The 24,555-nt window shown below is 72.1% G+C and carries 18 protein-coding genes; 5 read left to right on the top strand and 13 right to left on the bottom strand.

Features of this window, described 5'->3' with window-relative positions:
* Positions 1 to 33 precede the first annotated feature (33 nt).
* The 4 genes from OHA91_RS11410 to OHA91_RS11425 form a co-directional block, all read right to left on the bottom strand.
* Positions 34 to 1,977 carry an acyl-CoA dehydrogenase family protein gene (locus tag OHA91_RS11410; protein WP_031148825.1) on the bottom strand — a complete coding sequence of 648 codons (1,944 nt, stop codon included), beginning with the start codon at positions 1,975 to 1,977 and terminating at the stop codon, positions 34 to 36.
* Positions 1,978 to 2,204: 227 nt separating this feature from the next.
* Positions 2,205 to 3,650, bottom strand: a complete 1,446-nt coding sequence (locus OHA91_RS11415; RefSeq protein WP_031148823.1) for an aldehyde dehydrogenase family protein — start codon at positions 3,648 to 3,650, stop codon at positions 2,205 to 2,207.
* A gap of 146 nt (positions 3,651 to 3,796) precedes the next feature.
* Positions 3,797 to 5,377 (bottom strand): PucR family transcriptional regulator, encoded by a 1,581-nt coding sequence (locus OHA91_RS11420; protein WP_031148821.1) that lies wholly within the window; start codon positions 5,375 to 5,377, stop codon positions 3,797 to 3,799.
* A 174-nt stretch (positions 5,378 to 5,551) separates the two neighbouring features.
* Complete coding sequence (locus OHA91_RS11425) at positions 5,552 to 7,639, bottom strand: ATP-binding protein (protein ID WP_266497101.1); 2,088 nt, start codon at positions 7,637 to 7,639, stop codon at positions 5,552 to 5,554.
* A gap of 250 nt (positions 7,640 to 7,889) precedes the next feature.
* On the opposite strand from OHA91_RS11425, the gene gabT reads away from it, so the two are divergent.
* Both gabT and OHA91_RS11435 read left to right on the top strand, forming a co-directional pair.
* Positions 7,890 to 9,236 carry a 4-aminobutyrate--2-oxoglutarate transaminase gene (gabT, locus tag OHA91_RS11430; RefSeq protein ID WP_328739202.1) on the top strand — a complete coding sequence of 449 codons (1,347 nt, stop codon included), beginning with the start codon at positions 7,890 to 7,892 and terminating at the stop codon, positions 9,234 to 9,236.
* Positions 9,237 to 9,402: 166 nt separating this feature from the next.
* Positions 9,403 to 10,188: a phosphatase PAP2 family protein gene (locus tag OHA91_RS11435; RefSeq protein ID WP_328739203.1), complete on the top strand. Its 786-nt coding sequence runs from the start codon at positions 9,403 to 9,405 to the stop codon at positions 10,186 to 10,188.
* Here the strand turns inward: OHA91_RS11435 and OHA91_RS11440 are convergent.
* The 8 genes from OHA91_RS11440 to OHA91_RS11475 all read right to left on the bottom strand — a co-directional run bounded on the left by OHA91_RS11440 (position 10,148) and on the right by OHA91_RS11475 (position 19,886).
* On the bottom strand, positions 10,148 to 11,956 hold the full coding sequence (locus OHA91_RS11440; RefSeq protein ID WP_328739204.1) for a chitinase: 1,809 nt from the start codon (positions 11,954 to 11,956) through the stop codon (positions 10,148 to 10,150). The two genes, OHA91_RS11435 and OHA91_RS11440, sit on opposite strands and share 41 nt — an antisense overlap.
* An 85-nt stretch (positions 11,957 to 12,041) precedes the next feature.
* Positions 12,042 to 12,506, bottom strand: a complete 465-nt coding sequence (locus tag OHA91_RS11445; RefSeq protein WP_031148811.1) for a bifunctional DNA primase/polymerase — start codon at positions 12,504 to 12,506, stop codon at positions 12,042 to 12,044.
* Between the two features lie 144 nt (positions 12,507 to 12,650).
* Complete coding sequence (locus tag OHA91_RS11450; RefSeq protein WP_328739205.1) at positions 12,651 to 14,069, bottom strand: NAD(P)/FAD-dependent oxidoreductase; 1,419 nt, start codon at positions 14,067 to 14,069, stop codon at positions 12,651 to 12,653.
* Between the two features lie 25 nt (positions 14,070 to 14,094).
* The gene (locus OHA91_RS11455; protein WP_031148807.1) at positions 14,095 to 14,901 is read right to left on the bottom strand and encodes an ABC transporter permease; all 807 of its coding nucleotides are present in this window, start codon (positions 14,899 to 14,901) and stop codon (positions 14,095 to 14,097) included.
* A complete protein-coding gene (locus tag OHA91_RS11460; protein WP_328739206.1) occupies positions 14,901 to 15,830 on the bottom strand; it encodes an ABC transporter permease in 930 nt (309 codons plus the stop codon). The genes OHA91_RS11455 and OHA91_RS11460 overlap by 1 nt, the downstream gene beginning before the upstream one ends.
* Positions 15,827 to 16,975 carry an ABC transporter ATP-binding protein gene (locus OHA91_RS11465; protein WP_031148803.1) on the bottom strand — a complete coding sequence of 383 codons (1,149 nt, stop codon included), beginning with the start codon at positions 16,973 to 16,975 and terminating at the stop codon, positions 15,827 to 15,829. The genes OHA91_RS11460 and OHA91_RS11465 overlap by 4 nt, the downstream gene beginning before the upstream one ends.
* A 98-nt stretch (positions 16,976 to 17,073) precedes the next feature.
* Entirely contained in the window at positions 17,074 to 18,324 is a 1,251-nt protein-coding gene (locus tag OHA91_RS11470) for a polyamine ABC transporter substrate-binding protein (protein WP_031148801.1), read from the bottom strand.
* 47 nt (positions 18,325 to 18,371) lie between these two features.
* Complete coding sequence (locus OHA91_RS11475; protein WP_031148798.1) at positions 18,372 to 19,886, bottom strand: gamma-aminobutyraldehyde dehydrogenase; 1,515 nt, start codon at positions 19,884 to 19,886, stop codon at positions 18,372 to 18,374.
* Positions 19,887 to 20,080: 194 nt separating this feature from the next.
* Here OHA91_RS11475 and OHA91_RS11480 point away from each other — a divergent pair, with 194 nt between their 5' ends.
* Together OHA91_RS11480 and OHA91_RS11485 are read left to right on the top strand one after the other, a co-directional pair.
* Positions 20,081 to 20,635 carry an NADAR family protein gene (locus tag OHA91_RS11480; RefSeq protein ID WP_031148795.1) on the top strand — a complete coding sequence of 185 codons (555 nt, stop codon included), beginning with the start codon at positions 20,081 to 20,083 and terminating at the stop codon, positions 20,633 to 20,635.
* A gap of 531 nt (positions 20,636 to 21,166) precedes the next feature.
* Positions 21,167 to 22,768, top strand: a complete 1,602-nt coding sequence (locus OHA91_RS11485; RefSeq protein ID WP_328739207.1) for a TROVE domain-containing protein — start codon at positions 21,167 to 21,169, stop codon at positions 22,766 to 22,768.
* Here OHA91_RS11485 and OHA91_RS11490 read toward each other — a convergent pair.
* Positions 22,753 to 23,418, bottom strand: a complete 666-nt coding sequence (locus OHA91_RS11490; RefSeq protein WP_328739208.1) for a DUF4190 domain-containing protein — start codon at positions 23,416 to 23,418, stop codon at positions 22,753 to 22,755. The genes OHA91_RS11485 and OHA91_RS11490 overlap by 16 nt on opposite strands.
* Positions 23,419 to 23,528: 110 nt before the next feature.
* On the opposite strand from OHA91_RS11490, the gene OHA91_RS11495 reads away from it, so the two are divergent.
* Positions 23,529 to 24,554: an adenosine deaminase gene (locus OHA91_RS11495; RefSeq protein WP_031148789.1), complete on the top strand. Its 1,026-nt coding sequence runs from the start codon at positions 23,529 to 23,531 to the stop codon at positions 24,552 to 24,554.
* Position 24,555 lies beyond the last annotated feature (1 nt).

Consider the following 24,555-nt stretch of genomic DNA (forward strand, 5'->3'; position numbering starts at 1 on the left):
TACGTCTGTCCGACGTGCGGCGATGATCGCAGGTCAGCGGATGGGCCGGTGCACGTTTTTCCGGTTCGAGGGGCCGGGGGCGGCGTCCGCGATCCAGGGGCCGTCGCCCGAGGGGTCGAGGACTCCCTCCTCCAGCCAGGCGTAGGTCCCGGACAGGACGCCGGCGACCACCTTGCGGTCGAGGTCGTCGGTATTGGACCAGAGCCGGCCGAAGAGCTCCTCGACGCGCAGCCGGGACTGCTCGCAGAAGGCGTCGGCGAGCTGGTACGCCTCGCGGCCGTGCTCGCCCGAGGCGCGCAGGTGCTCGGCCCGGACGCAGGCCGCGCTCATCGCGAAGAGCTCGGCGCCGATGTCGACGATCCGGCCGAGGAAGCCCTGCTTGGTCTCCATGCGGCCCTGCCAGCGGGACATGGCGTAGAAGGTGGACCGGGCGAGTTTGCGGGCGCTGCGCTCCACGTAGCGCAGGTGGGTGGAGAGGTCGGGGTGGCCGCCGGGGTGGAAGGCCCGGTAGGTGCCGGGGACGTGGCCGGGGCCGGTGGCCAGTTTGGGCAGCCAGCGGGCGTAGAACCCGGCGGCGCGGGCGCCGGCCCTGGCCTTGTCGCCGAGTGCCTTCTCGGGGTCGATGAGGTCGCCGGCCACCGACAGGTGGGCGTCGACGGCCTCGCGGGCGATCAGCAGGTGCATGATCTCCGTCGAGCCCTCGAAGATCCGGTTGATGCGCAGGTCGCGGAGCATCTGCTCGGCGGGGACGGCGCGCTCGCCGCGGGCGGCCAGGGACTCGGCGGTCTCGAAGCCGCGTCCGCCGCGGATCTGGACGAGTTCGTCGGCCATCAGGCAGGCCATCTCGGAGCCGTAGAGCTTGGCGAGGGCGGCCTCGATGCGGATGTCGTTGCGGTCCTCGTCGGCCATCTGGGAGGCGAGGTCCACGACCGCTTCGAGGGCGAAGGTGGTGGCGGCGATGAAGGAGATCTTGGCGCCGACCGCCTCGTGCTTCGCGACCGGCCGGCCCCACTGCTCGCGCACGCCGGACCACTCGCGGGCGATCTTCAGGCACCACTTGCCGGCGCCGACGCACATGGCGGGCAGGGAGAGCCGGCCGGTGTTGAGCGTGGTGAGGGCGATCTTGAGGCCTGCGCCCTCGGCGCCGATGCGCTGGTCCGCGGGGACCCGCACCTGGTGGAAGCGGGTGACGCCGTTCTCCAGGCCGCGCAGGCCCATGAAGGCGTTGCGGTGCTCGACGGTGATGCCGGGCGAGTCGGCCTCGACGACGAAGGCGGTGATCCCGCCGCGGTGGTTCTCCGACTTCGGCACCCGGGCCATGACCACGAGCAGGTCCGCGACGACCCCGTTGGTGGTCCACAGCTTCACGCCGTCGAGGACGTAGGCGTCGTCGCCGTCCGGGACCGCGGTGGTGGCCAGGCGCGCCGGGTCGGAGCCCACGTCGGGTTCGGTGAGCAGGAAGGCGCTGATGGCGGTGGTGGCGCAGCGCGGCAGGTAGGCGTCCTTCTGTGCCTGTGTGCCGAACATCTTCAGGGGCTGGGGCACACCGATCGACTGGTGCGCGGAGAGCAGGGCACCGATGGCCGGGCTGACCGAGCCGACGAGGGCGAGCGCCTTGTTGTAGTAGACCTGGGTGAGGCCGAGGCCCCCGTACTTGGGGTCGATCTTCATGCCGAGGGCGCCGAGTTCCTTGAGCCCGCGGACGGTCTCGTCGGGGATCTTGGCCTCGCGCTCGATGAGGGCGCCGTCGATGCGGGTCTCGCAGAACTCGCGCAGCCGGGCGAGGAAGGCCTCGCCCCGGCGGACGTCCTCGTCGGTGGGGAGCGGATGGGGATGGATCAGGTCCAGCCGGAACCGTCCCAGGAAGAGTTCCTTGGCGAAACTGGGTTTGCGCCAGTCCTGTTCCCGGGCCGCTTCCGCGACCTGTCGTGCCTCGCGCTCGGTCACCTTGGGCTGTGCGGGCTGTGTTGCGGACATGCGGGGACTCACCTCGCCGCCGGAGTCGGTGGTACCGGCCTACTGGCCGGTGCTACCTGTGAGTCGTACCCCGTCCGGCTCCACCGGAAAAGCCGGGACGGTCCAGTCGGGGGAATCGGGAGCCGGGCCCGGGGACCGGACCCGGGGGTCGGACGGACCCGGAAAAGGGGGACGGCCGGAGCCCCCGCACAGTAGGCTCCGGCCGTCGGCTCTTGGGCCGTACGAGATCAGATGTCGAGGCCGGTCAGGACCAGGACTCGCTCGTACGTGTAGTCGTCCATCGCGTAGCGGACGCCCTCGCGGCCCACACCGGACTGCTTGACGCCGCCGTACGGCATCTGGTCGGCGCGGTAGGACGGCGCGTCGCCGATGATCACGCCGCCGACCTCGAGCTCGCGGTGGGCGCGGAACGCGGTCTGGACGTTGCGGGTGAAGACGCCGGTCTGCAGACCGAACTTCGACTCGTTCACCGCGGCGAAGGCCTCGTCGGTGTTCTCGACCCGCAGCAGGGTCAGGACCGGGCCGAAGACCTCCTCGGTGGCGAGCTTGACGCCTTCGGGGACGTTCGCGAGGACGGTGGGCTCGTACGAGGCACCCTCGCGCTTGCCGCCGGTGAGGAGCTTGGCGCCGGCGGAGACGGCCTCGTCGACCCAGGACTCGACGCGCTGGGCGGCGGCCTCGGAGACGAGCGGGCCGACGTCGGTGGCGTCGTCGTTCGGGTCGCCGGTGACCTGCGCCTGGACCTTCGCGACGACCTTCTCGACGAGGCGGTCGTAGACGGAGGCGTCGGCGATCACGCGCTGCACGGAGATGCAGGACTGGCCGGCCTGGTAGTTCGAGAAGGTCGCGATGCGCGTCGCGGCCCAGTCGAGGTCGGCGTCGGAGGACCAGTCGTCCAGGACCACGGCCGCGGCGTTGCCGCCGAGTTCCAGGGTGCAGTGCTTGTGGGGCACCGACTGCTGGATGGCGTAGCCGACGGTGTCGGAGCCGGTGAAGGAGATGACGGGGAGGCGCTCGTCCTTGACCAGGGCGGGCATCTTGTCGTTCGCGACCGGCAGGACCGACCAGGAACCGGCCGGGAGGTCGGTCTCGGCGAGCAGCTCACCCAGGATCAGGCCGGACAGCGGCGTGGCCGGGGCCGGCTTGAGGATGATCGGCGCGCCGACGGCGATGGCCGGGGCCACCTTGTGGGCGCACAGGTTCAGCGGGAAGTTGAACGGCGCGATGCCGAGGACCGGGCCCTTGACGAAGCGGCGGGTCAGCGCGAGACGGCCGACGCCGCCGGCGTCGGTGTCCAGACGCTGGGCCTCGCCGCCGTTGAAGCGGCGGGCCTCCTCCGCGGCGAAGCGGAACACGGACACCGCACGGCCGACCTCACCGCGGGCCCACTTGATGGGCTTGCCGTTCTCGGCGGAGATCAGCTGGGCGATCTCCTCGGTGCGCTCGACGAGCCGCTTGGAGACGTGGTCCAGGGCGGCGGCCCGTACGTGGGCGGGGGTCGCGGAGAACTCCGCCGTCACGGCGTACGCCGCGGCCACGGCCTCTTCGACCTGCTCGTCGGTGGGCACGCTGACGGCGGCGACCAGTCGGCCGTCCCACGGGGAGTGGACGTCGAAGCTGTCCTCGCCGGTGGCCTGGCGGCCGGCGAGCCAGAAGGCGTGGGTGGAAGTCATGCGAATCCCGGCCCTTCGAATGTGTGCGGTGGGTCCTGACCCCTCCACCGTAGGACTCCGCGGGGGATTCGGCGTTTATCCGGGGTGTAGTACCTGCCGTCGGGGTCGCGCCGGTTTGTCACTGTCGCCCGCGCCGGCGGGCCGGCCTAGGTGGGGGCGGAGGTGGCCTTGAGCGCGAGCCACAGTTCCATGCGGACGTCCGGGTCCTCCAGGGAGCGGCCGAGGATCTCCTCGACCCGCTTCATCCGGTAGCGCAGGGTGTGCCGGTGCACGCCGAGGTCGGCGGCGGCCGCGTCCCACTGGCCGTGGCGGGAGAGCCAGGCCTGGAGCGAGGCCACCAGGTCCCCGCGTCCCGTCGCGTCGTGTTCCCGCAGCGCGCGCAGGGTGCCGTCCGCGAAGGCCCGTACCGCGTCGTCGGCCAGCAGCGGCAGGACCGAGCCCGCCGCCATCTCCTCGTGCTCCACCATCGGGCGCCCGCGCCGACGGGCCACGGCGAGGGCCTGGTCGGCCTGCTTGAGGGCCGCCGCGACGCCGCCGGGCCCGGCGGGCGCGGACAGCCCGATCACCAGCTCGTCGGGCTCCGGGCCGGCCGCGTCGCGGCCGCGCCGGGCCTCCAGGGCCTCCGCGTGCCCGGTGCACGCCTGTACGGCCGAGCCGGCGTCGGAGGCGAGGACCACGAGCCGCCCGGGCTCCGGGACCACGAGCAGCGCCTCCCCGGTGCGGGCGGCTGCGGACTCCACCGCGTCGGCCAGCAGCGCCAGGCCCTCCGGCTGCGCCGTGCCCGCCAGCGCCGGCTCGGCCACGACCAGCCGGAACGGCGCGTCCAGCAAGGACCCGTACAGGTCGCCGGCCACGGCCCGGGCGTGGTCCGGCTCGTCCGCCAGCAGCATCCGCAGCACGGCCGCCCCCAGCCGGGACTCGGCGTCGTGCAGCGACCGCGACCGCTCGGTGGTCAGCGTCAGCAGCGCGACCGCGGAGTGGACGGCGTACCGCTCGGCCGTGCCCAGCGGGGCCCCGGTGCCGACGGCGAGCGCGCCCCGCGCCCGCCGGCCGGTACCCAGGGACTGGAGCTCGACGCGGTCCTCGGAGCCTCCGACCACGGCGCTCGCGGGCGCGGGCCGCTCCCGCAGCCGCTCCACGTCGGGGGTGAGCCGGGCGGCGCGGCGCGCGGCCCAGTCGGGGGCGGCCGCGACGACCGCGCCGGAGGTGTCGTAGAGCGCCGCCCAGCCGTGCACGTGCGCCGCGAGCTTGGCGAGCAGCTCGGCGGGGCCGTCGGCGGAGAGCGCGGCGCGGGTCAGTTCGCGCTGCGCCTCGAAGCCAGCGGTCACCGCCCGGTACTGGTCGGCCGCGAGGGCGGCGGAGACTGCCTTGCTGATGGCGAGGAAGGGCGTCCGGCGCGGCACCTCCAGCAGCGGCATGTCCTCGGTGCGCGCCGCTTCGACGAGCGCGTCGGGGACCGCCTCGTAGTTGACGCCGATCGCGAAGCCGATGCCGACCACTCCGGCCGCGGCGAGGCGGCGTACGTAGGCGCGCATCTCCTGCGGGTCGTCGGCGTCCAGCTTCATCGCGGTGATCAGGAGCAGTTCGCCGCCCTCCATATAGGGGACGGGGTCGGCGAGCTCGCTGACGTGGGCCCAGCGCACGGGGGTGTCCAGGCGGCTCTCCCCCGCCCGGACGCTGAGCTTGAGCGCCGAGTGCTGGACGAGTGAGGCGAGGGTCAGCGGCATCGGTTACCAGGGGCCTTAGCGGGAGGGGACGGCGGGGTACTCGGCTGTGCGCGGCCCGCCGGGGGCGGAGCACACGGCGGGAGAAGAGCAGCAGAGGAGCCGTCGACGCTTTTCGCCGTGTCGTACGAACGACTCCCCTCGATTCTGCCACCTCGTACGGGTCGGGGGGGCGGGTCAGGCCGTTCCGGCCAGTCGGACCAGCAGCGGGGCCGCCCGCTCCCCCTTCACGGAGGTGAGCGAGAGCACGGCGTGCCCCGGCGGCACGGCGTGCGCCAGGTCCGAGGCGGACCACCGCTCCCGCTCCACCTGCCGCACGGTCACCGCGTCCGTGGTGACCGCCTTGCCGGTGACGAGCTTGCGGAAGGCGTGGATCGCCCGGGTCAGCGGCTGGTCGGCGAAGACCGTGCGGTGGGTGACGTCGCGCGTCTCCACCCACTCGGTGCCCCAGGCCTCGGCGAAGGCCTTGCCGTCCCAGGTGGTGACCCCGGAGAAGGCCATCCGGCAGCCGACCGCCCCGAGCAGGGGCGTGCGCAGCCCCTCCGGTACGTCGTCCAGTGAGCGCAGGGTGAGCAGTACGCCCGCGTGCGCCGAGCGCAGCCGCTGGACGCCGCGCACGGTCTCGGGGGTCAGGGTGTGCGAGGCGTCGTCGAAGGCGAGGAAGGCGAAGAGGGAGCGGTCGGCGCGGGCGGCCGCGGCGGCGTTGAACTGGGCGAGCAGCAGCCGGGCCAGCATCCGGGAGGCGTCGGCGTGCCCCCGTTCGGGGAGGTCGACACGGACCCGGATCGGGTGCTCCAGGGCACGCAGCGAGAACGGCCGGCCCTGGCCGGTGGTGTCGAAGAACCCGGCGAAGGCGGGCCGGTCCAGCAGGGCCACCCGGTCGGCGAGGGCCGGCCCGGGGTCGCCGTGCGCCCCGTGCTGGCGGGTGCGGGCGTCGAGCTCGCGCAGCATCGCGTGCTGTGCGCCGTCGGCGGCGAGCTCGCGGCGCAGGGCGTCGAAGGCGGCCGGGACCTGGTCGAGCAGCTCGCGCAGCTCGGGCACGGCGGGGAAGCGGCCGTACGCCGTCCGGAACGGCCCGAGGAGCTGGGCGAGGGCCGTGGCGGCCCGGCGTACGTCGATCCCGGGGACGTCTCCGACGAAGGCCTCCGCGAGCAGGGTCGCGGCCTCGTCGGGGTCGGAGGCCCCGCCGTAGAGGTCGAGGTCGTAGACGGAGGCGGGGTCGCCGATGCGGACCACGACGTCGTAGGCGGCGTCCGGCCCGAGCTGGGCCCCGGCCGCGCCGACGGCGACGACGGCGGCCTGGCCGGCGAGCGCCTGGAGGGCGAGGGACTCCACGACGGGCCGTACCAGGCGCTGGGTCTTGCCTGTGCCGGAGGGGCCGACGGCGAGCAGGGAGGTGCCGAGGACGTCGGGGTCGAGCGCGAGGGAGGTGCCGCGGCGGGCGTACGGGTTGCGGACGCCGTCCTCGACGGTGCCGAGCAGCACCTGCCGGGCCAGCAGGTCGTGCCGGGCGGCCCGCACGGGCAGGTCCCGGTCCCCGGAGGGGTGCACGCAGGCCCCGGCGCCCTTGTCGCGGACGGAGTCGGCGAAGGCCCGCATGCGGGAGGGGTCGACGCGCACGGAGTCCCAGGCCCGGCGGATGCGGGCGTAGTCCACGTCGTTCATCCGCCCGCCCCCGGCCTCCCCCTCGAGCCGATCGGCCACCTCCGAAAGCCCGGCCCCCCGCAACTGCGGCCACCGCACGGGATCGTCCTCGCCGCCCGGCTCCGGGCGGGCCGGTTCGGCGGAGTGCAGGGGCCGCACGGCCCGGCTGCGGAGCAGCCGGCGCAGCAGCTCGGGCCACCGGCCGAGGCGCCCGAAGCCGACGATCAGGATGGTGGCGACGATGGTGTACCAGACGTACGAGGCCACGACGGACGGCAGGGTCCCTGCCCAGGAGTCGGGCGTGAACATGTAGAGGGGCCAGAGCCAGAACCCGCCGAGGTAGCCGTTCCACAGCAGGGACCACAGCAGCAGCCCTGCCAGCAGGGCGATCAGGGCCCCGCTGACCAACTGGCGGGTGGGGGTCACCTCGGGCTCCTCGGCGGCTCGCGGCACGTGCCCGTACGTCCAGACGCCCGGCCCGTCCGAGGAGCGCGGCACACGCAGCCAGTCCCCCAGCGTCGGCCCGGCCGTCGGCGCGTGGGACGGCTTCGGAGGGGCGGCCGGTCTCGGAATGTGCCCGGCGCGGGTCGGGCGCGTCTCGTGCGTGCCGTCGGTGTCCATGAAACCCCTGCCCCCTGACCGTGCCTGCGCTGCGTCGCTCAATGTAGTTGGCCGCCGCCCCTCGTGGGCCCGTACCCGCACTCCGGTGCGCCGTGCCCTCCGCAGACCCTCCGCGCGTCCTTCCTATGGCCGCCGCGGACAAGGACACGCTGAGATCACTACCGAACGGAGCATGCAGGACCCCCGCTCCCGGGCCTAGCCTGCGGACAAAGACACAAGTGCGTCCGAAAACACCCCCCAGGAGCCCTCTATGACTGCTGTCCCGCAGGAGCGCAAGATCGTCACCGCGATCCCCGGCCCCAAGTCGCAGGAGCTGCAGGCCCGCCGCCTGCAGACCGTGGCCGGTGGCGTGGGGTCCGTGCTGCCCGTCTTCACGGCCCGTGCGGGTGGCGGCATCATCGAGGACGTCGACGGCAACCAGCTGATCGACTTCGGCTCCGGCATCGCCGTGACCTCGGTCGGCGCGTCCGCCGAGGCCGTCGTGCGCCGCGCCTCCGCGCAGCTCGCCGACTTCACCCACACCTGTTTCATGGTCACCCCGTACGAGGGCTACGTCGAGGTCTGCGAGGCCCTCGCCGAGCTGACCCCGGGCGACCACGCCAAGAAGTCGGCCCTGTTCAACTCCGGCGCCGAGGCCGTCGAGAACGCCGTCAAGATCGCCCGTTCGTACACCAAGCGCCAGGCCGTCGTCGTCTTCGACCACGGCTACCACGGCCGCACGAACCTGACGATGGCGCTGACCGCGAAGAACATGCCGTACAAGCACGGCTTCGGTCCGTTCGCCCCCGAGGTCTACCGCGTCCCGGTCGCCTACGGCTACCGCTGGCCCACCGGTGCCGAGAACTGCGGCCCCGAGGCCGCCGCCCAGGCGATCGACCAGATCAGCAAGCAGATCGGCGCCGAGAACGTCGCCGCGATCATCATCGAGCCGGTCCTCGGCGAGGGCGGCTTCATCGAGCCGGCCAAGGGCTTCCTCCCGGAGATCGTGAAGTTCGCCAACAAGAACGGCATCGTCTTCGTCGCCGACGAGATCCAGTCCGGCTTCTGCCGCACCGGCCAGTGGTTCGCGTGCGAGGACGAGGGCATCGTCCCGGACCTGATCACCACCGCCAAGGGCATCGCGGGCGGTCTGCCGCTCGCCGCCGTGACCGGCCGCGCCGAGATCATGGACGCCGCCCACGCGGGCGGCCTGGGCGGCACCTACGGCGGCAACCCGGTGGCGTGCGCCGGTGCGCTCGGCTCCATCGAGACCATGAAGGAGCTCGACCTCAACGCCAAGGCGAAGAAGATCGAGTCCATCATGAAGGCCCGCCTGTCGGCCATGCAGGAGAAGTACGAGATCATCGGCGACATCCGCGGCCGCGGCGCCATGATCGCGATCGAGCTGGTCAAGGACCCGGTCTCCAAGACCCCGTTCCCGGAGGCGGCCGGCGCGCTCGCCAAGGCCTGCCACGCCGAGGGCCTGCTCGTCCTCACCTGCGGCACCTACGGCAACGTGCTCCGCTTCCTCCCGCCGATCGTCATCGGCGAGCACCTGCTGAACGAGGGCCTGGACCTGATCGAGGCCGCGTTCGCGGCCATCGGCACGGACATCTGAGCCCGGTCGTACGACCGCCTGCTCGAACGCCTAGAACGTCCGAGCGCAGCGCACGCCCCGTGTACCGGCGGTAACGGGCGGGCGCTGTGAAGAAGCTGTGGGGGGCCGATGGCGGGAGCGCGTTCCTGCTGTCGGTCCCCCTTCCGCTGCCGTACGGTTTCTGCAGATGAGTGAAACAGCCCGCTCCCGGGAAACCGGGGGCGATACCGGTACCGGGCTTCCCCAGCGCCGTACCGGGCATGCGTTCGCGCACACTCCTCACCGATCGGACGGCCGACCGCCCCAAACCCCCCGGGGCGTGCGGCAACCCGGTCCGGGCGGCCGTCCCGGAACCATCCCCCCTGTTCCGGGACGGCCGGCCACCCTTCTCGGCGAGTTCGCCGCCTCCGCGCTCTGCGCGCTCCTCTTCGCCCTGATCACCTGGCAGGTCCTGGTGCAGGGCCCGCTGCTGTCCTGGGACGCACGGCTCAGCGGCGCCCTCGTGCGCACCGTCCCCGACGCGGTCACCGAAGCCCTCTCCGACCTCGGGAACGTCCCGGTCGCACTGCCCGTGCTGCTCCTCGCCGCCGTGTACGCCGTCCGGCGCGGCAACCGCCGCGGCGCCGCGGCCGCGGTGGCGGCGATGGCCCTGGTGCCGGCCCTCGTCGTCCCGCTGAAGGAGTGGACGGCCCGCCCCGGCCCCCTGGAGCCTTGGGCCGCCGGCTATTTCCCCTCGGGTCACACCGCGACGGCCTTCGTGGCGTACGCGGGCGCGGCCCTGCTCCTGCGGCCGTACGCGGGCCGGGTGTGGCCGGCGGCCGCCGCCCTCGTGCTCACGGGGGCGACGGCCGTCGGGCTGGTGCTGCGGGGGTTCCACTGGCCGCTGGACGTGCTGGCCAGCCTGCTGATGTGTGCGCCGCTGCTGCTGGCGGTCAGGCGGTCCTGCCGTAGTACGCGTCGAAGTTCCGGCTGAACTCCCAGCCCCCGAAGCGGTCCCAGTTGATCGACCAGGTCATCAGGCCGCGCAGGCCGGGCCAGGTGCCGTGGGTCTGGTAGGTCCCGCAGTCGGTCTTCTTCGTCAGGCAGTTCAGGGCCTTGGCCACCTCGGCCGGCGAGGTGTGGCCGTTGCCCGCGTTGGTGGTGGCGGGCAGTCCGATCGCGACCTGGTCGGGGCGCAGGGCCGGGAAGACGCGGGCGGTGTTGCCGGCGACCGGGAAGCCGGTGAGCAGCATGTCGGTCATGGCGATGTGGAAGTCCGCGCCGCCCATGGAGTGGTACTGGTTGTCGAGGCCCATGATCGGGCCGGAGTTGTAGTCCTGGACGTGGAGCAGGGTGAGGTCGTCGCGCAGGGCGTGGATGACCGGGAGGTACGCGCCGGCGCGCGGGTCCTGGCCGCCCCAGGGGCCGGAGCCGTAGAACTGGTACCCCAGCTGGACGAAGAAGGTCTCCGGGGCCATGGTCAGGACGAAGCCGGGGCCGTAGCGGGCCTTCAGGGCCTTCACCGCGGAGATCAGGTGGACGATGCCCGGGGTGGTGGGGTTGCGGAAGTCCGTGTCGCCGGTGGCCAGGGAGAGGGAGTGGCCCTCGAAGTCGATGTCCAGGCCGTCGAGCCCGTACTCGTCGATGATCCTGGCGACGGAGGAGACGAAGGTGTCGCGGGCGGCGGTGGTGGGGAGCTGGACCTGGCCGTTCTGGCCCCCGATGGAGATCAGCACCTTCTTGCCGACGGCCTGCTTCGCCTTGACGGCCGCCTTGAACTCGGCCGGCGATTCGGCGTTCGGGCATTCCGCGACCGGGCAGAGACGGAAGCGGATGTCGCCCGAGGTCACCGAGGTCGGTTCGCCGAAGGCGAGGTTGATGACGTCCCAGGAGGCGGGCACGTCGGCCATGCGGACGTAGCCGGAGCCGTTGGCGAAGCTCGTGTGCAGGTAGCCGACGAGCGCGTGCGCGGGGAGTCCGCCGCCCCCGCCCCCGCCGCTGCCCGTCGTCACGGAGACGGGGGCGCTCTGCGGGGACTCCCCCGCCGCGTTCGCCGCGCCGACCCGGAAGGTGTAGGTGGTGGAGGCGGCGAGGCCGCTCACCGCGGCCGAGGCGGAGGCGACCGTCAGGGGCGCTGCGCCGTCCCGGTGGACGGTGTACGAGGTGGCGCCCGCCACCGCCGTCCAGGACAGCAGGACCGAGCTGGACGAGGTCGCCGAGGCGGTCAGGCCGGTGGGGGCGGCCGGGGGCTGGGGCTGGCCGGGGCCGCCGGGGTCGGGGCCGACCAGGGTGACGTCGTCGGTGACGTGGGCGGGTTGGCCGTACCAGCCGTGGGTGTAGACGGCCACCGAGGTGGTGGACGGGCCCGTGCGGAAGGTGGTCGTCAGCTGCTTCCAGGCGCCCGGGCTCTGCGTCCAGGCCGATACGTCGGTGGTGCCGGTGCCGCTCGCGCCGAGGTAGACGTACGCGCCCTGCACCCAGGCGCCGAGCGTGTACGTGGAGTCGGGCTTGACGGTGACGGTCTGGGAGCAGCGGGCGTTGTCCTGGCCGGCCGGGGTGGCGCGGAGGGCCGAGGTGCCGCCGTGGACGGGGGTGGTGACGGCCGTGCCGCTGCCGGCCGAGCAGTTCCAGCCGTCGAGTCCGGCTTCGAAGCCGCCGTTGCGGACGAGGTCGGCGTCCGCGGCCGCGGCCGGCGGGCCCGCGGCGAGGAAGCCGGCCGCCGCGAGGGCGGCGGCCGTGAGGAGGGACCAGGCTCTGCGCACAACTGCCTCCGGAACATGGGGGGATGGAGCCAGGCTGTCGGAACGGGAACAGCGGCGCCCAACATGGTCCAGACCAATCCTCTTGTCAAGGGTTCCGGGCCTCCCCCACCACCACCCGTGCGGCCGCCTCGTGCATGGCGAGCTCCAGCAGGACCGGGTCCGTGAGGGTCCCCTTCCCGTCCGGGAGCACCGTCCAGCGCACTCCCCCCGTCGCCCGGCCCGGGTACGGGACCACGATCCACGCCCCGCGCCCGGCCCCCCGTACGCCCGTGCCGACCCAGTGGGAGGCGGTGCCCGGCGGCACGAAGAAGCCCAGCCGCGATGCGCCGAAGTCGGCGAGCACCGGGCCGGGCCGGCCGACGAGCGGATCCAGCACGTCGAGGGTGGCCTGCCCCAGCTCCCCCGGCAGGATCAGCACGTCCCAGAGCCGTCCCGCGGGCAGCAGGGCGACTCCGAGGGGATCGTGCTCCCATGCCCGCCGGCAGGCGTCGGGGTCCGGCGCCGCCGACACCAGCCAGTCCACCGCGGTCTTCTCCCCCGGGGTCGTCATCGCCCGGCCTCCGTTCCCTGTAGGTGAGGTGTCCTCACCCGCAGAGAGCGGGGCCGGGCCCGGCTATGACGCGGGTTCCCTTACTCCGTGGTGGTGAATCAGGTCACACGGCGACCGGGCTGCGGGCGCGGGGCGCGGGGCGGCTCAGCTGTCGAAGCCGAGGCCGAGCTTGTCCATCGCCTTCAGCCACAGGTTGCGGTGCCCGCCCCGGGCGTCCGCGCGGGCCAGCGACCACTTGGTGAGCGCGATCCCGGTCCAGGCGAACGGCTCGGGCGGGAACGGCATCGGCTTGGACTTCACCATCTTCAGCTGCGTGCGCTCGGTGGAGAGCCCGTCGAGCAGGTCGAGCATCACGTCCGCGCCGAAGCGGGTGGCACCCACCCCGAGGCCGGTGTAGCCGGCCGCGTACGCCACCTTGCCGGAGTGCGCCGTTCCGAAGAAGGCGGAGAAGCGCGAGCAGGTGTCGATCGCACCGCCCCACGCGTGGCTGAACTTCAGCCCCTCCAGCTGGGGGAACGCCGTGAAGAAGTGCTCGGCGAGCCGGAGGTAGGTCTCGGGGCGGTGGTCGTACTCGGAGTCGAGCTTGCCGCGGTAGGGGTAGATCGCGTCGTAGCCGCCCCACAGGATCCGGTGGTCCTTGGTGATCCGGAAGTAGTGGAACTGGTTGGCGCTGTCGCCCAGGCCCTGCCGGTTCTTCCAGCCGATCGCGGCCAGCTGCGCCTCGTCCAGCGGCTCGCTCATCAGGGCGTAGTCGTAGACCGGGACGGTGAAGGGGCGGATCCGCCGGACCAGCGACGGGAAGATGTTGGTGCCCAGGGCGACCCGGCGGGCGAGGATCGTGCCGTAGGGGGTCTGCACGGTCATCCCGCGCCCCGCCGGGGCGAGCTTCAGGCCGCGGGTGTTCTCGTAGATGCGCACCCCGAGGTCCAGGCACGCCTGCTTGAGGCCCCAGGCCAGCTTCGCCGGGTTGAGCATGGCGACGCCGTCGCGGTCCCAGAGGCCGGCGAGGAAGGTCGGGGAGTCGACCTCGGCGCGCACGGCATCGCGGTCGAGCCATTCGGAGCCGTCGGCCAGGCCCAGGCGGAGCGCCTCCTCGTGGAGTTCGCGCAGTTCCTCGACCTGGTGCGGTTCGGTGGCGACGTCGATCTCGCCGGTCCGCTCGAAGTCGCAGTCGATGCCGTAGCGGGCGACGGCCTCCTCGATGGCGTCGAGGTTGCGGGCGCCCAGCTCCTCCAGCTTCGCCAGCTCACCGGGCCAGCGGGCGATGCCGTTGCCCAGGCCGTGGGTGAGGGAGGCGGCGCAGAAGCCGCCGTTGCGGCCGGAGGCGGCCCAGCCCGCCTCCTTGCTCTCGATCAGTACGACGTCCCGCCCGGGGTCGCGCTCCTTGGCGAGCAGCGCGGTCCACAGGCCGCTGTAGCCGCCGCCGATCACCAGCAGGTCGCAGCGCTCGTCGGAGGTGAGCGCCGGCTGCGGGGCGGGCTTGCCGGGGTCGTCCAGCCAGTACGAGACCGGCTTCGCTTCGGAAAGGGATTTCGCAACACTACGCATGGCGACTGGGGCCATGGCTTCCAACTCCCTACGGAACTGATTACTTCGGTTGTGCCTTCTTGCGGCGGTTGCCGACCATCTGGCCGGCGAGGACCACCAGCACCGCGATGACGAACATCGCCGTGCCGATGACGTTGATCTGCACGGGCGTACCGCGCTGCGCCGATCCCCACACGAACATGGGGAAGGTGACGGTGTTGCCCGAGTTGAAGTTGGTGATGATGAAGTCGTCGAAGGAGAGCGCGAAGGAGAGCAGCGCGCCCGCCGCGATACCGGGTGCCGCGATCGGCAGCGTGACCCGTACGAAGGTCTGCACCGGGCCGGCGTAGAGGTCCCGGGCGGCCTCCTCCAGCCGCGGGTCCATGGACAGGACGCGGGCCTTGACGGCGGCGACGACGAAGCTGAGGCAGAACATGATGTGGGCGATCAGGATCGTCCAGAAGCCCAGCTGGATGCCCATGTTGAGGAAGAGCGCCAGCAGCGAGGCCGCCATCACGATCTCGGGCATGGCCATGGGCAGGAAGATCAGCGAGTTGACCGCGCCGCGCGCCCGGAACCGGTAGCGCACCAGCGCGAAGGCTATCGCCGTGCCCAGGGCGGTCGCCGCGAGCGTCGACCACAGGGCGATCTGGAGCGAGAGGCCGAGGGAGCCGCACATGTCGGCGACGCCGCAGGGGTCCTTCCACGCGTCGAGCGAGAACTCCTGCCAGGCGTAGTTGAAGCGCCCGGAGGGGTTGTTGAAGGAGAAGACGGTGACGACGACGTTCGGCAGGATCATGTACGCGAGCGTGCCGAGGCCCGCGATCACGACCAGATTGCGCCGCAGCCAGGCGAGGGGAGTGCGCATCAGACCAGGTCCTCCGTCCCCGCTCGGCGGATGTAGATGGTGACCATGATCAGCACGATCGCCATGAGAATGAAGGACAGCGCGGCCGCCGTCGGGTAGTCGAGGATCCGCAGGTACTGCGACTGGATGACGTTGCCGATCATCCGGGTGTCCGTGGAGCCGAGCAGCTCGGCGTTCACGTAGTCGCCGCTCGCCGGGATGAAGGTGAGCAGGGTCCCGGAGACCACGCCCGGCATGGAGAGCGGGAAGGTGACCTTCCGGAAGACCGTGGAGGGGCGGGCGTACAGGTCCCCGGCCGCCTCGTGGAGGCGGGTGTCGATGCGCTCCAGCGAGGAGTACAGCGGCAGGATCATGAAGGGGAGAAAGTTGTACGTCAGGCCGCAGACGACCGCGAGCGGCGTGGCCAGCACCCGGTCCCCCTCGGTCATGCCGAGCCAGCTGGTGACGTCGAGGAAGCCGATCGCGTTGAGGCCGGCGACCACCGGTCCGCCGTCGGCCAGGATCGTCTTCCAGGCCAGCGTGCGGATCAGGAAGCTGGTGAAGAACGGGGCGATGACCAGCACCAGGAGCAGGTTGCGCCAGCGGCCCGCCTTGAAGGCGATCAGGTAGGCCAGCGGGTACCCGAGCAGCAGGCACAGCGCGGTGGCGGTGCCGGCGTACAGCAGGGAGCGCAGGAACTGCGGCAGGTACTCGGTGAAGGCGTCCCAGTACGTCCGGAAGTGCCAGGTGACCTCGAAGCCCTCTTCGAGGGAGCCGGTCTGCACCGAGGTGGAGGCCTGGTAGACCATCGGCAGCACGAAGAAGACCAGCAGCCACAGGATGCCGGGGAGCAGCAGCCAGTACGGGACCAGCCGCTTGCGCACGGACGGCTTGTGGACCGGGGGTCCGGCGGGGGCGGGCGCCTGGGGCGGCGCGGCGGTGGCGGTCACGCGCTCTCCTCGACCGTCTCGATGCCCGCGTCGATGTCCTGGTCGGCGTCGAGGCCGAAGGTGTGCTCCGGGTTCCAGTGCAGGACCACCTCGGCGCCCGGGACCAGCCGGCCGTCGCGCTCGATGTTCTGGACGTAGACCTCGAGCTCGGGGCAGACGGGGCTGTCGACGACGAACTGCGTGGAGACTCCGATGAAGGAGGAGGCGGCTATGCGGCCGGTGATCTTGTTCCGGCCCGTCGCGATGGCGTTCTCCTCCTCGGCCGGGACCAGGGACACCTTCTCCGGACGCACGCCGACCAGCAGCTTTCCGCCGGCGCGGGGGGTGGTCGAACATCGGGCGGCGGGCAGCCGCAGGGTGGTGCCGGAGGCCGAGACGACGACGTCGGATCCGGCGGACTCCACGGAGGCCTCGATGAGGTTGGAGGTGCCGAGGAAGTTGGCGACGAAGGTGGTCCGCGGGTTCTCGTAGAGCTCGGCGGGCGCGCCCAGCTGCTCGACGCGGCCGCCGTTCATCACGGCGACCGTGTCGGCCATGGTCATGGCCTCCTCCTGGTCGTGCGTGACGTGCACGAAGGTGATGCCGACCTCGGTCTGGATCCGCTTGAGCTCCAGCTGCATCTGGCGGCGCAGCTTGAGGTCGAGGGCGCCCAGGGGCTCGTCGAGGAGCAGCACCTGCGGGTGGTTGATCAGGGCGCGGGCGACGGCGACGCGCTGCTGCTGGCCGCCGGAGAGCTGGTGCGGCTTGCGCTGGGCGAACTGGCCGAGCTGGACCAGCTCCAGCATCTCGTCGACCTGCTTCTTGACCGACTTGATGCCGCGGCGGCGCAGGCCGAAGGCGATGTTCTCGAAGATGCTCAGGTGCGGGAAGAGCGCGTAGCTCTGGAAGACCGTGTTGACCGGGCGCTTGTAGGGCGGCAGGTCGGTGACCTCGCGGTCACCGAGGTGGACCGTGCCGGTGGAGGGCTCCTCCAGTCCCGCGATCATGCGCAGGGTGGTGGTCTTGCCGCAGCCGGAGGCGCCGAGCAGGGCGAAGAAGGAGCCCTGGGGAACGGTGAGGTCCAGCGGGTGCACGGCGGTGAAGGTGCCGTAGTGCTTGCTGATCCCGGAGAGGCGGACGTCGCCGCCTTCGGTCTTGTCAGTCATGGAGGGGTCCCGGGGTTGGGTGGCCGAAGAGGTCAAGGGGAGAAGATCGCCGCGGGGCGGCCGCCGGTGCGGCGGGCGACGCGGCGGGCGGACACCGCCTAGGCGCCGATGAGCTTGGCGAACTTCTCCTCGTACGCCGTCTCTTCCTCGCCGGTGAGGGAGCGGAAGGCGTGGGACTTGGCGGTCATCGCCTTGTCCGGGACGATCAGGGTGTTCTCCGCGAGCTCGGGATCGATCTTGGCGAGCTCGTCGCCCACGCCCTCGACGGGGCACACGTAGCTGATGTACGCGGCGAGCTGCGCGGCGACCGGAAGCTCGTAGTAGTAGTCGATGAGCCGCTCCGCGTTGGCCTTGTGCCGGGCCTTGACGGGGACCAGCAGGTTGTCGCTGGAGGTGATGTAGCCGGCGGCGGGGATGGCGAACTTGATGTCCGGGTTGCCGGCCTGGAGCTGGATGACGTCGCCCGCCCAGGCGAGGCAGGCCGCGAGGTCGCCCTTGTCGAGGTCGGAGGTGTAGTCGTTGCCCGTGAAGCGCCGGATCTGGTTCTTGTCCACGCCCTTCTGGAGCCGGCCTATCGCCTCGTCGAAGTCCGCGTCCGTGAAGGAGGAGGGGTTCTTGCCCTGGTCGAGCATGGTCATGCCGACGCTGTCGCGCATCTCCGTCAGGAAGCCGACCCGGCCCTTGAGGGAGGGGTCGTCGAGCATCTGGGTGACGGAGTCGACCTTCTTGCCGTCCGTCGCCTTCTCGTTGTAGGCGATGACGGTGGAGATGCCGGTCCAGGGGTAGCTGTACGCGCGGCCCGGGTCCCAGTCGGGGCTGCGGAACTGCGGGGACAGGTTGGCGTAGGCGTGCGGCAGGTGCGAGGGGTCGAGCTTCTGGGCCCAGCCGAGGCGGATGATGCGCGCGGCGAGCCAGTCGGTGACGACGATCAGGTCGCGGCCGGTGTCCTGGCCGGCCGCGAGCTGCGGTTTGATCTTGCCGAAGAACTCGACGTTGTCGTTGATGTCCTCGGTGTACTTGACCTTGATCCCGGTCCGCTTGGCGAACTCCTCCAGCGTGGGACGGGACTTCTCGTCCTCGCTGGTGTCCATGTACTCGGTCCAGTTGGAGAAGTTGATCTCCTTCTCGCGGTCCGAGTGGTCGTCGGAGGCCGCGGCCGCGCCGCCCTCGCGCTTGGCGGGCGGGATTCCGCACCCGGCGAGGGTGGACAGGCCTCCGAGGGTGAGCGCTCCGACTCCGGAGGCGCGCAGCAGCGAGCGGCGGGTGAGGGCGCCGCGCCCGCTGGTGAGGCTGCGCCGCATCGCGGCGAATTGCGCCGCGGAGAGGCGGTCGGGCTCGAACTGCTCCATGCGCTGTGGCCTTTCGGGAGGTGTACCGCTGGTCGGGCGGTGGTCGGCTATCGGTCCCCGAAGATCGTGCGGTGCCAGTCCTTCGCGGGCACCGCGGTGTTGTCGTACATCACGTGCTTGACCTGCGTGTACTCCTCGAAGGAGTAGGCGGACATGTCCTTTCCGAAGCCGCTGGCCTTGTAGCCCCCGTGGGGCATCTCGCTGATGATCGGAATGTGGTCGTTGACCCACACGCAGCCCGCCTTGATCTCGCGGGTGGCACGGCCCGCCCGGTAGACGTCGCGGCTCCAGGCGGAGGCGGCGAGTCCGTACGGGGTGTCGTTGGCCAGCGCGATGCCCTCGTCGTCGCTGTCGAAGGGCAGGACCACGAGGACGGGGCCGAAGATCTCCGACTGGACCACCTCGCTGTCCTGGGCGGCCCCGCTGATGAGGGTGGGCCGGTAGTACGCGCCGTCGGCGAGCTCGCCGCCCGGGACCTCGCCGCCGGTGACGACGGTGGCGTAGCCGCGGGCGCGCTCGACGAAGCCGGCGACGCGGTCGCGCTGGGCGTGCGATACCAGCGGGCCCAGGTCGGTGCCGGGCGCGAAGGGGTCGCCGAGGCGGACGGTCTCCATCAGCTCGGCGACCCGGGCGACGAAGGCGTCGTGCAGGGGGCGCTGGACGTAGGCGCGGGTGGCGGCGGTGCAGTCCTGGCCGGTGTTGATCAGGGAGGCGGCGACGGCGCCGTGCGCGGCGGCCTCCAGGTCGGCGTCGTCGAAGACGAGGAAGGGGGCCTTGCCGCCGAGCTCCAGGTGCAGGCGCTTCACGGTGGCGGTGGCGATCTCCGCGACCCGCTTGCCGACGGCCGTGGAGCCGGTGAAGGAGGTCATCACCACGTCGGGGTGGCCCACCAGGTGCTCGCCCGCGTCGCGGCCGGCGCCGGTCACGATGTTGATCACGCCGTCGGGCAGGCCCGCGTCCTTGGCCGCCTGGGCGAACATCAGGGAGGTCAGCGGGGTGAGCTCGGCGGGCTTGAGCACGATGGTGTTGCCCGCCGCGATCGCCGGGAGGATCTTCCAGGCGGCCATCTGGAGCGGATAGTTCCAGGGGGCGATGGAGCCGACCACGCCGATCGCCTCGCGGCGCACGTACGAGGTGTGGTCGCCCGAGTACTCGGCGGCGGCCTGCCCCTGGAGGTGCCGGGCGGCGCCCGCGAAGAACGCGGTGTTGTCGATGGTCCCCGGCACGTCGAACTCGGTCGACAGCTTGATCGGCTTGCCGCACTGGAGGGACTCGGCGTACGCGAAGTCCTCGGCCTGCTCGGCCAGTACCGCGGCCAGCCGGTGCAGGGCGTCCGAACGCTCGCCGGGGGTGGCGCCGGACCAGGCCGGGAAGGCGCGTTTGGCGGCGGCGACGGCCTCGTCGACGTCCGCGGTGCTCGCCAGCTCGTAGGTCAGGACCTCCTCGCCGGTGGCCGGGTCGACCACGGTGTGTGACCGTCCGGAGGTCCCGACCCGGAGCTGTCCGTCGATGTACTGCGCGCCGTCTGCGAAGCGGTCCTTGACCTGGAAGCGGTTGCCCATCACGCTCTCACGCTCTCCGTAGCTACAGTTCGAGCTACAGCTCGAATTGAGTGCCGATCCTGGCAGAGGTGATGCCCTCGGCCAAGTGATTCCGTTGTTGCCTTTTGATTACGCGACGGAATCGGTCGACCATGTGTCGAGGCACGCCGGAAATCCCGTACGAAGTGTCAGTGGCGGGTGTCAGACTCGCGTGCATGGAGATGATCGACGACCTGATCAAGCAGGTCAGCCGCGGTGAGCGGATGAAGTACCTGCCGTTCTGGGGGCACCGACCGCAGCCGGACGGCAGGCTCGGTCCGAGCTGCCTGAGCCAGTGGTGGCCGTCCGCCTTCACTGTCGGTGACGTCCGCTATGCCACGGCCGAGCACTGGATGATGGCCGGCAAGGCCCGGCTGTTCGGGGACCCCGAGGCCGAGCGCGCCGCGGTGGAGGCGAAGAGCCCGGCCGAGGCTAAGAAGGTCGGTCGGCTCGTGCGCGGCTTCGACAACGCGACGTGGGAGCGGGAGCGGTTCGCCCTGGTCGTGGCGGGCAGCGTGCACAAGTTCGGCTCCGACCCGGCGCTGCGCGCCTACCTGCTCGGCACCGGGGAGCGCGTGCTGGTGGAGGCGAGCCCGATGGACCGGATCTGGGGCATCGGACTGGCGGCCGACGACGAGCGCGCCCTGGACCCCGCCCGCTGGCGCGGGCTGAACCTGCTGGGTTTCGCCCTGATGGAGGCCCGCAGGCAGCTGCGCGAAAGCGCCGCCTGACCGAGCGCCGGCGCTGCCGACGGCGGCGAGGGTCCGCGCCGGGCTCGGCCGTAATTGACTGGCGGAGCCTGAAGACCGCCGCCTAACGTGTTCCTTGTCCAGGTGCGAAGGCGAGACCTACTTCGACTCCAAATCGGGCGGCCGCGGGTTCGAGTCCCGTCACCGGCTTTCGGGCCGGTGTAGCTCAGTTGGTAGAGCACCACGTGGTTTCGCCGACCTTGTCCTCTGGACACCTACGTCACGCACCTCCCGGTGCGCGGGCAGCGGCTCCTTCTTTTGCAAAGAAACCCAGGCCGCCGCCACCTTGATCTCGGGAGGCCCGCGTGGGGGATGCCCGGTGCGCAGGCGACGGCTACTTCTGCCAACCCGGAGGTCGTGGGTTCGAATCCCACCCGGCTCGTCACCCGCGAGGGAACGGGCCGGTGGAGCAGTGAGAAAGCTCGCCGGGCATAAAGTCCGCCGCCGACTCCCGATCTCGGCCATCCCCCACCGGGTGCCTCCCCCGCTTCCATCGAATTCGGGGGGATTCTCATGGCTCGCTTCAACCTGCGCGCGCTCGTCAAGCCGGCGCCCGCCGCGCCCACTTCGCCGGTGCGCTCCACAGGAGCCGCCCGCACCGCCGAGGGCGGCCCGGGCCGCCTGCGCGATCCGCGCTCCGAACTGTTCCTGCTGGCCGTCGCCAACTTCGTGACGCAGCGCACCGCTTACGAGGGCGGTCAGGCGCGCGACGACCGCTTCACCGCGCTCGTGCGCACCCTCGCCGTCGAGGATCCCGCGTGGACGGCCGGCCTGCTGGGCTGGCTGCGCGGAGACGCGAACATGCGCACCGCCTCGCTCGTCGGCGCCGCGGAGTACGTGAAGGCACGGCTCGACGCGGGCGTCACCGACGGCCCTTCGAACCGCCTGGTCGTGGACTCCGTGCTGCGGCGCGCCGACGAGCCCGGTGAACTGCTCGCCTACTGGACGGCCGCGTACGGGCGGGCCGTGCCCAAGCCCGTAAAGCGCGGGATCGCCGACGCCGTGCGCCGGCTCTACTCCGGCACCTCGCTGCTGAAGTACGACACCGACTCCAAGGCCTACCGCTTCGGCGACGTCCTCAACCTCGTGCACGCCTCCCCCGACCCGGACAAGCCGTGGCAGGGCGAGCTGTTCCGCTACGCCCTGGACCGCAGGCACAACCCCCAGAGCGCGCAGGTACCGGCGGGCAACCGCACCCTCGCCGCGCACCGGGCGCTGATGGAGCTGCCGGTCTCCGAGCGGCGCGGCGTCGTCGTCGCCCCGGACGGGGCGGAGCGGCTCGCGGCGGCGGGCATGACCTGGGAGGCGCTGGCCGGCTGGCTGCAGGGGCCGCTGGACGCGGCCGCCTGGGAGGCGGTCATCCCGTCCATGGGCGCGATGGCGCTGCTGCGCAACCTGTGCAACTTCGACGAGGCCGGGGTCTCGGACGCGGTGGCCGCGCAGGTCGCCGCGAAGATCTCCGACCCGGAGGTCGTCGCCCGGTCGCGGCAGTTCCCCTTCCGCTACCTGGCCGCCTACCAGCACGCGCCCTCGCTGCGCTGGGCGTACCCGCTGGAGCAGGCGCTCGGCCACTCGCTGGCCAACGTACCGGCGCTGCCCGGCCGCACGCTGGTCCTCGTCGACCGGTCCGGGTCCATGTGGTCCCGGCTGTCGGACCGCTCCCGGCTCAACCGGGCCGACGCCGCGGCCGTCTTCGGGGCGGCCCTGGCGCTGCGGGCCGAGCACGCCGACCTCGTGCAGTTCGGCACGACCAGCCAGGAGGTCCCCCACACCCGGGGCGAGTCCGTGCTGAAGGTGCTCGAACGGTTCGGGGACCTCGGCGGCACCTACACGGCCGAGGCCGTGAAGAAGCACTACCGGGACCACGACCGGGTGCTGATCGTGACGGACGAGCAGGCCGCCTCGTACGGCTACAGCGGGGATCCGACCGAGCACGTGCCGTCCGACGTGCCCGTCTACACCTGGAACCTGGCCGGCTACCGGGTGGGGCACGCGCCCTCCGGTTCCGCGAACCGGCACACCTTCGGCGGGCTCACGGACGCGGCCTTCCGGATGGTGTCGCTGATCGAGGGCGGCCGGGACGCCGACTGGCCGTGGCTTCAGACCCGTTCGTGAAGCCGTGAGTCCGAATACGGGCTCTCGTGGTTCGGGCCGTCGTCCCATCCTCCGTCGAGGAACGGGGCGAACATGGCGAACAGCATCAGCAGGCCGAGGGCGATGCCGATCGCGCCCAGGATGATGCCGGCCAGGGCCACCCCGCCGTTGTCGGCCTCGCCGCGGTTGGCCTTGCCCTTGCCCAGGGCGCCGAAGACGACGGCCCCGATCCCGAGCGCGACCGCTATGAAGCTGGTGATGCAGCCGACGACCGCGAGGATGCCGAGGACGAGCGCGGTGACGCCGAAGCCGTTGCTGGGCCGGCGCCCGTACGGCTGGTACGCGCCGGGGAACGGGTATCCCTGCTGGGCGGGGTACCCGGGATACCCGGGGTACCCCGCGTCGCCGGGGTACCCGTAGCCGGGCTGGGCCGCCGGATAGCCGTACACCGCCGAGGCCGGACCGGCCGCCGGCGGCGGGGCCGCGGCGGGGCCCGGCGCGGCGGGGGCCGTCTGCTCGCCCGGCATCCCGGCGAGCGTCGGCTGGTCGTGCACGGACGGCGGGCCCGACACGCCCGGCATGCCGCGGTCCCCCTGTGGTTTGCCCAGGTCCACCGGCGGCCGCTCCGGCGGCGCCCACGGATCCCGCGGCTCGGGACTGCTGTCGTTCATACGGAGCCCCCCTCTCTCGTACGGCCATGCTAAGCGCTGCGACCGACAGTCACGGCCGTGCCTACGATGAAGGCGACCTGCCCGACCCGCGTCCCTCCGGAGGCACGCCCATGACCGACCTGCACCCCTTCATCGCGGGGCTGCCCAAGGCCGAACTCCACGTCCACCACGTCGGCTCCGCCTCCCCGCGCATCGTGGCCGAGCTCGCCTCCCGGCACCCGGACTCGAAGGTGCCCACCGATCCCGAGGCCCTCGCCGACTACTTCACCTTCACCGACTTCGCCCACTTCATCGAGGTCTACCTGTCGGTCGTCGACCTCGTGCGCACCCCCGAGGACGTGCGGCTGCTGACCTTCGAGGTCGCCCGTGACATGGCCCGGCAGAACATCCGATACGCCGAGCTGACCATCACCCCGTACTCCTCCACCCGCCGCGGCATCGACGAGAAGGCCTTCATGGAGGCCATCGAGGACGCCCGCAAGGCCGCCGAGAAGGAACTCGGCGTCATCCTGCGCTGGTGCTTCGACATCCCCGGCGAGGCCGGCCTGGAGGCCGCGGCCGAGACCGCACGGCTCGCCGTCGACCTGCGCCCCGAGGGCCTGGTCTCCTTCGGCCTGGGCGGCCCCGAGATCGGCGTCCCTCGCCCGCAGTTCAAGCCGTACTTCGACGCGGCCCGCGCCGCCGGCCTGCACAGCGTCCCGCACGCGGGCGAGACCACCGGCCCGGAGACCGTCTGGGACGCCGTCCGCGACCTGGGCGCCGAGCGCATCGGCCACGGCACGAGCTCCGTCAAGGACCCGGAGCTGCTCGCGTACCTCGCCGAGCACCGCATCGCGCTGGAGGTCTGCCCGACCTCGAACATCGCCACCCGCGCGGTGACCGACCTCGACCGGCACCCGGTCAAGGAGATGGTCGCGGCGGGCGTGCTCGTCACCATCAACAGCGACGACCCGCCGATGTTCGGCTCCGACCTCAACAACGAGTACGCGGTGGCCGCCCGCCTCCTCGACCTCGACGAGCGGGGGCTCGCGCAGCTCGCCAAGAACGCCGTCGAGGCCTCCTTCCTGGACCCGGACGGCAAGGCGAAGCTCAACGCGGAGATCGACACGTACACGACGCAATGGCTCGCGCGCTGAA

Origin of the sequence: Streptomyces erythrochromogenes (assembly GCF_036170895.1) — a bacterium.
GTDB classification, from domain to species: Bacteria; Actinomycetota; Actinomycetes; order Streptomycetales; family Streptomycetaceae; genus Streptomyces; species Streptomyces erythrochromogenes.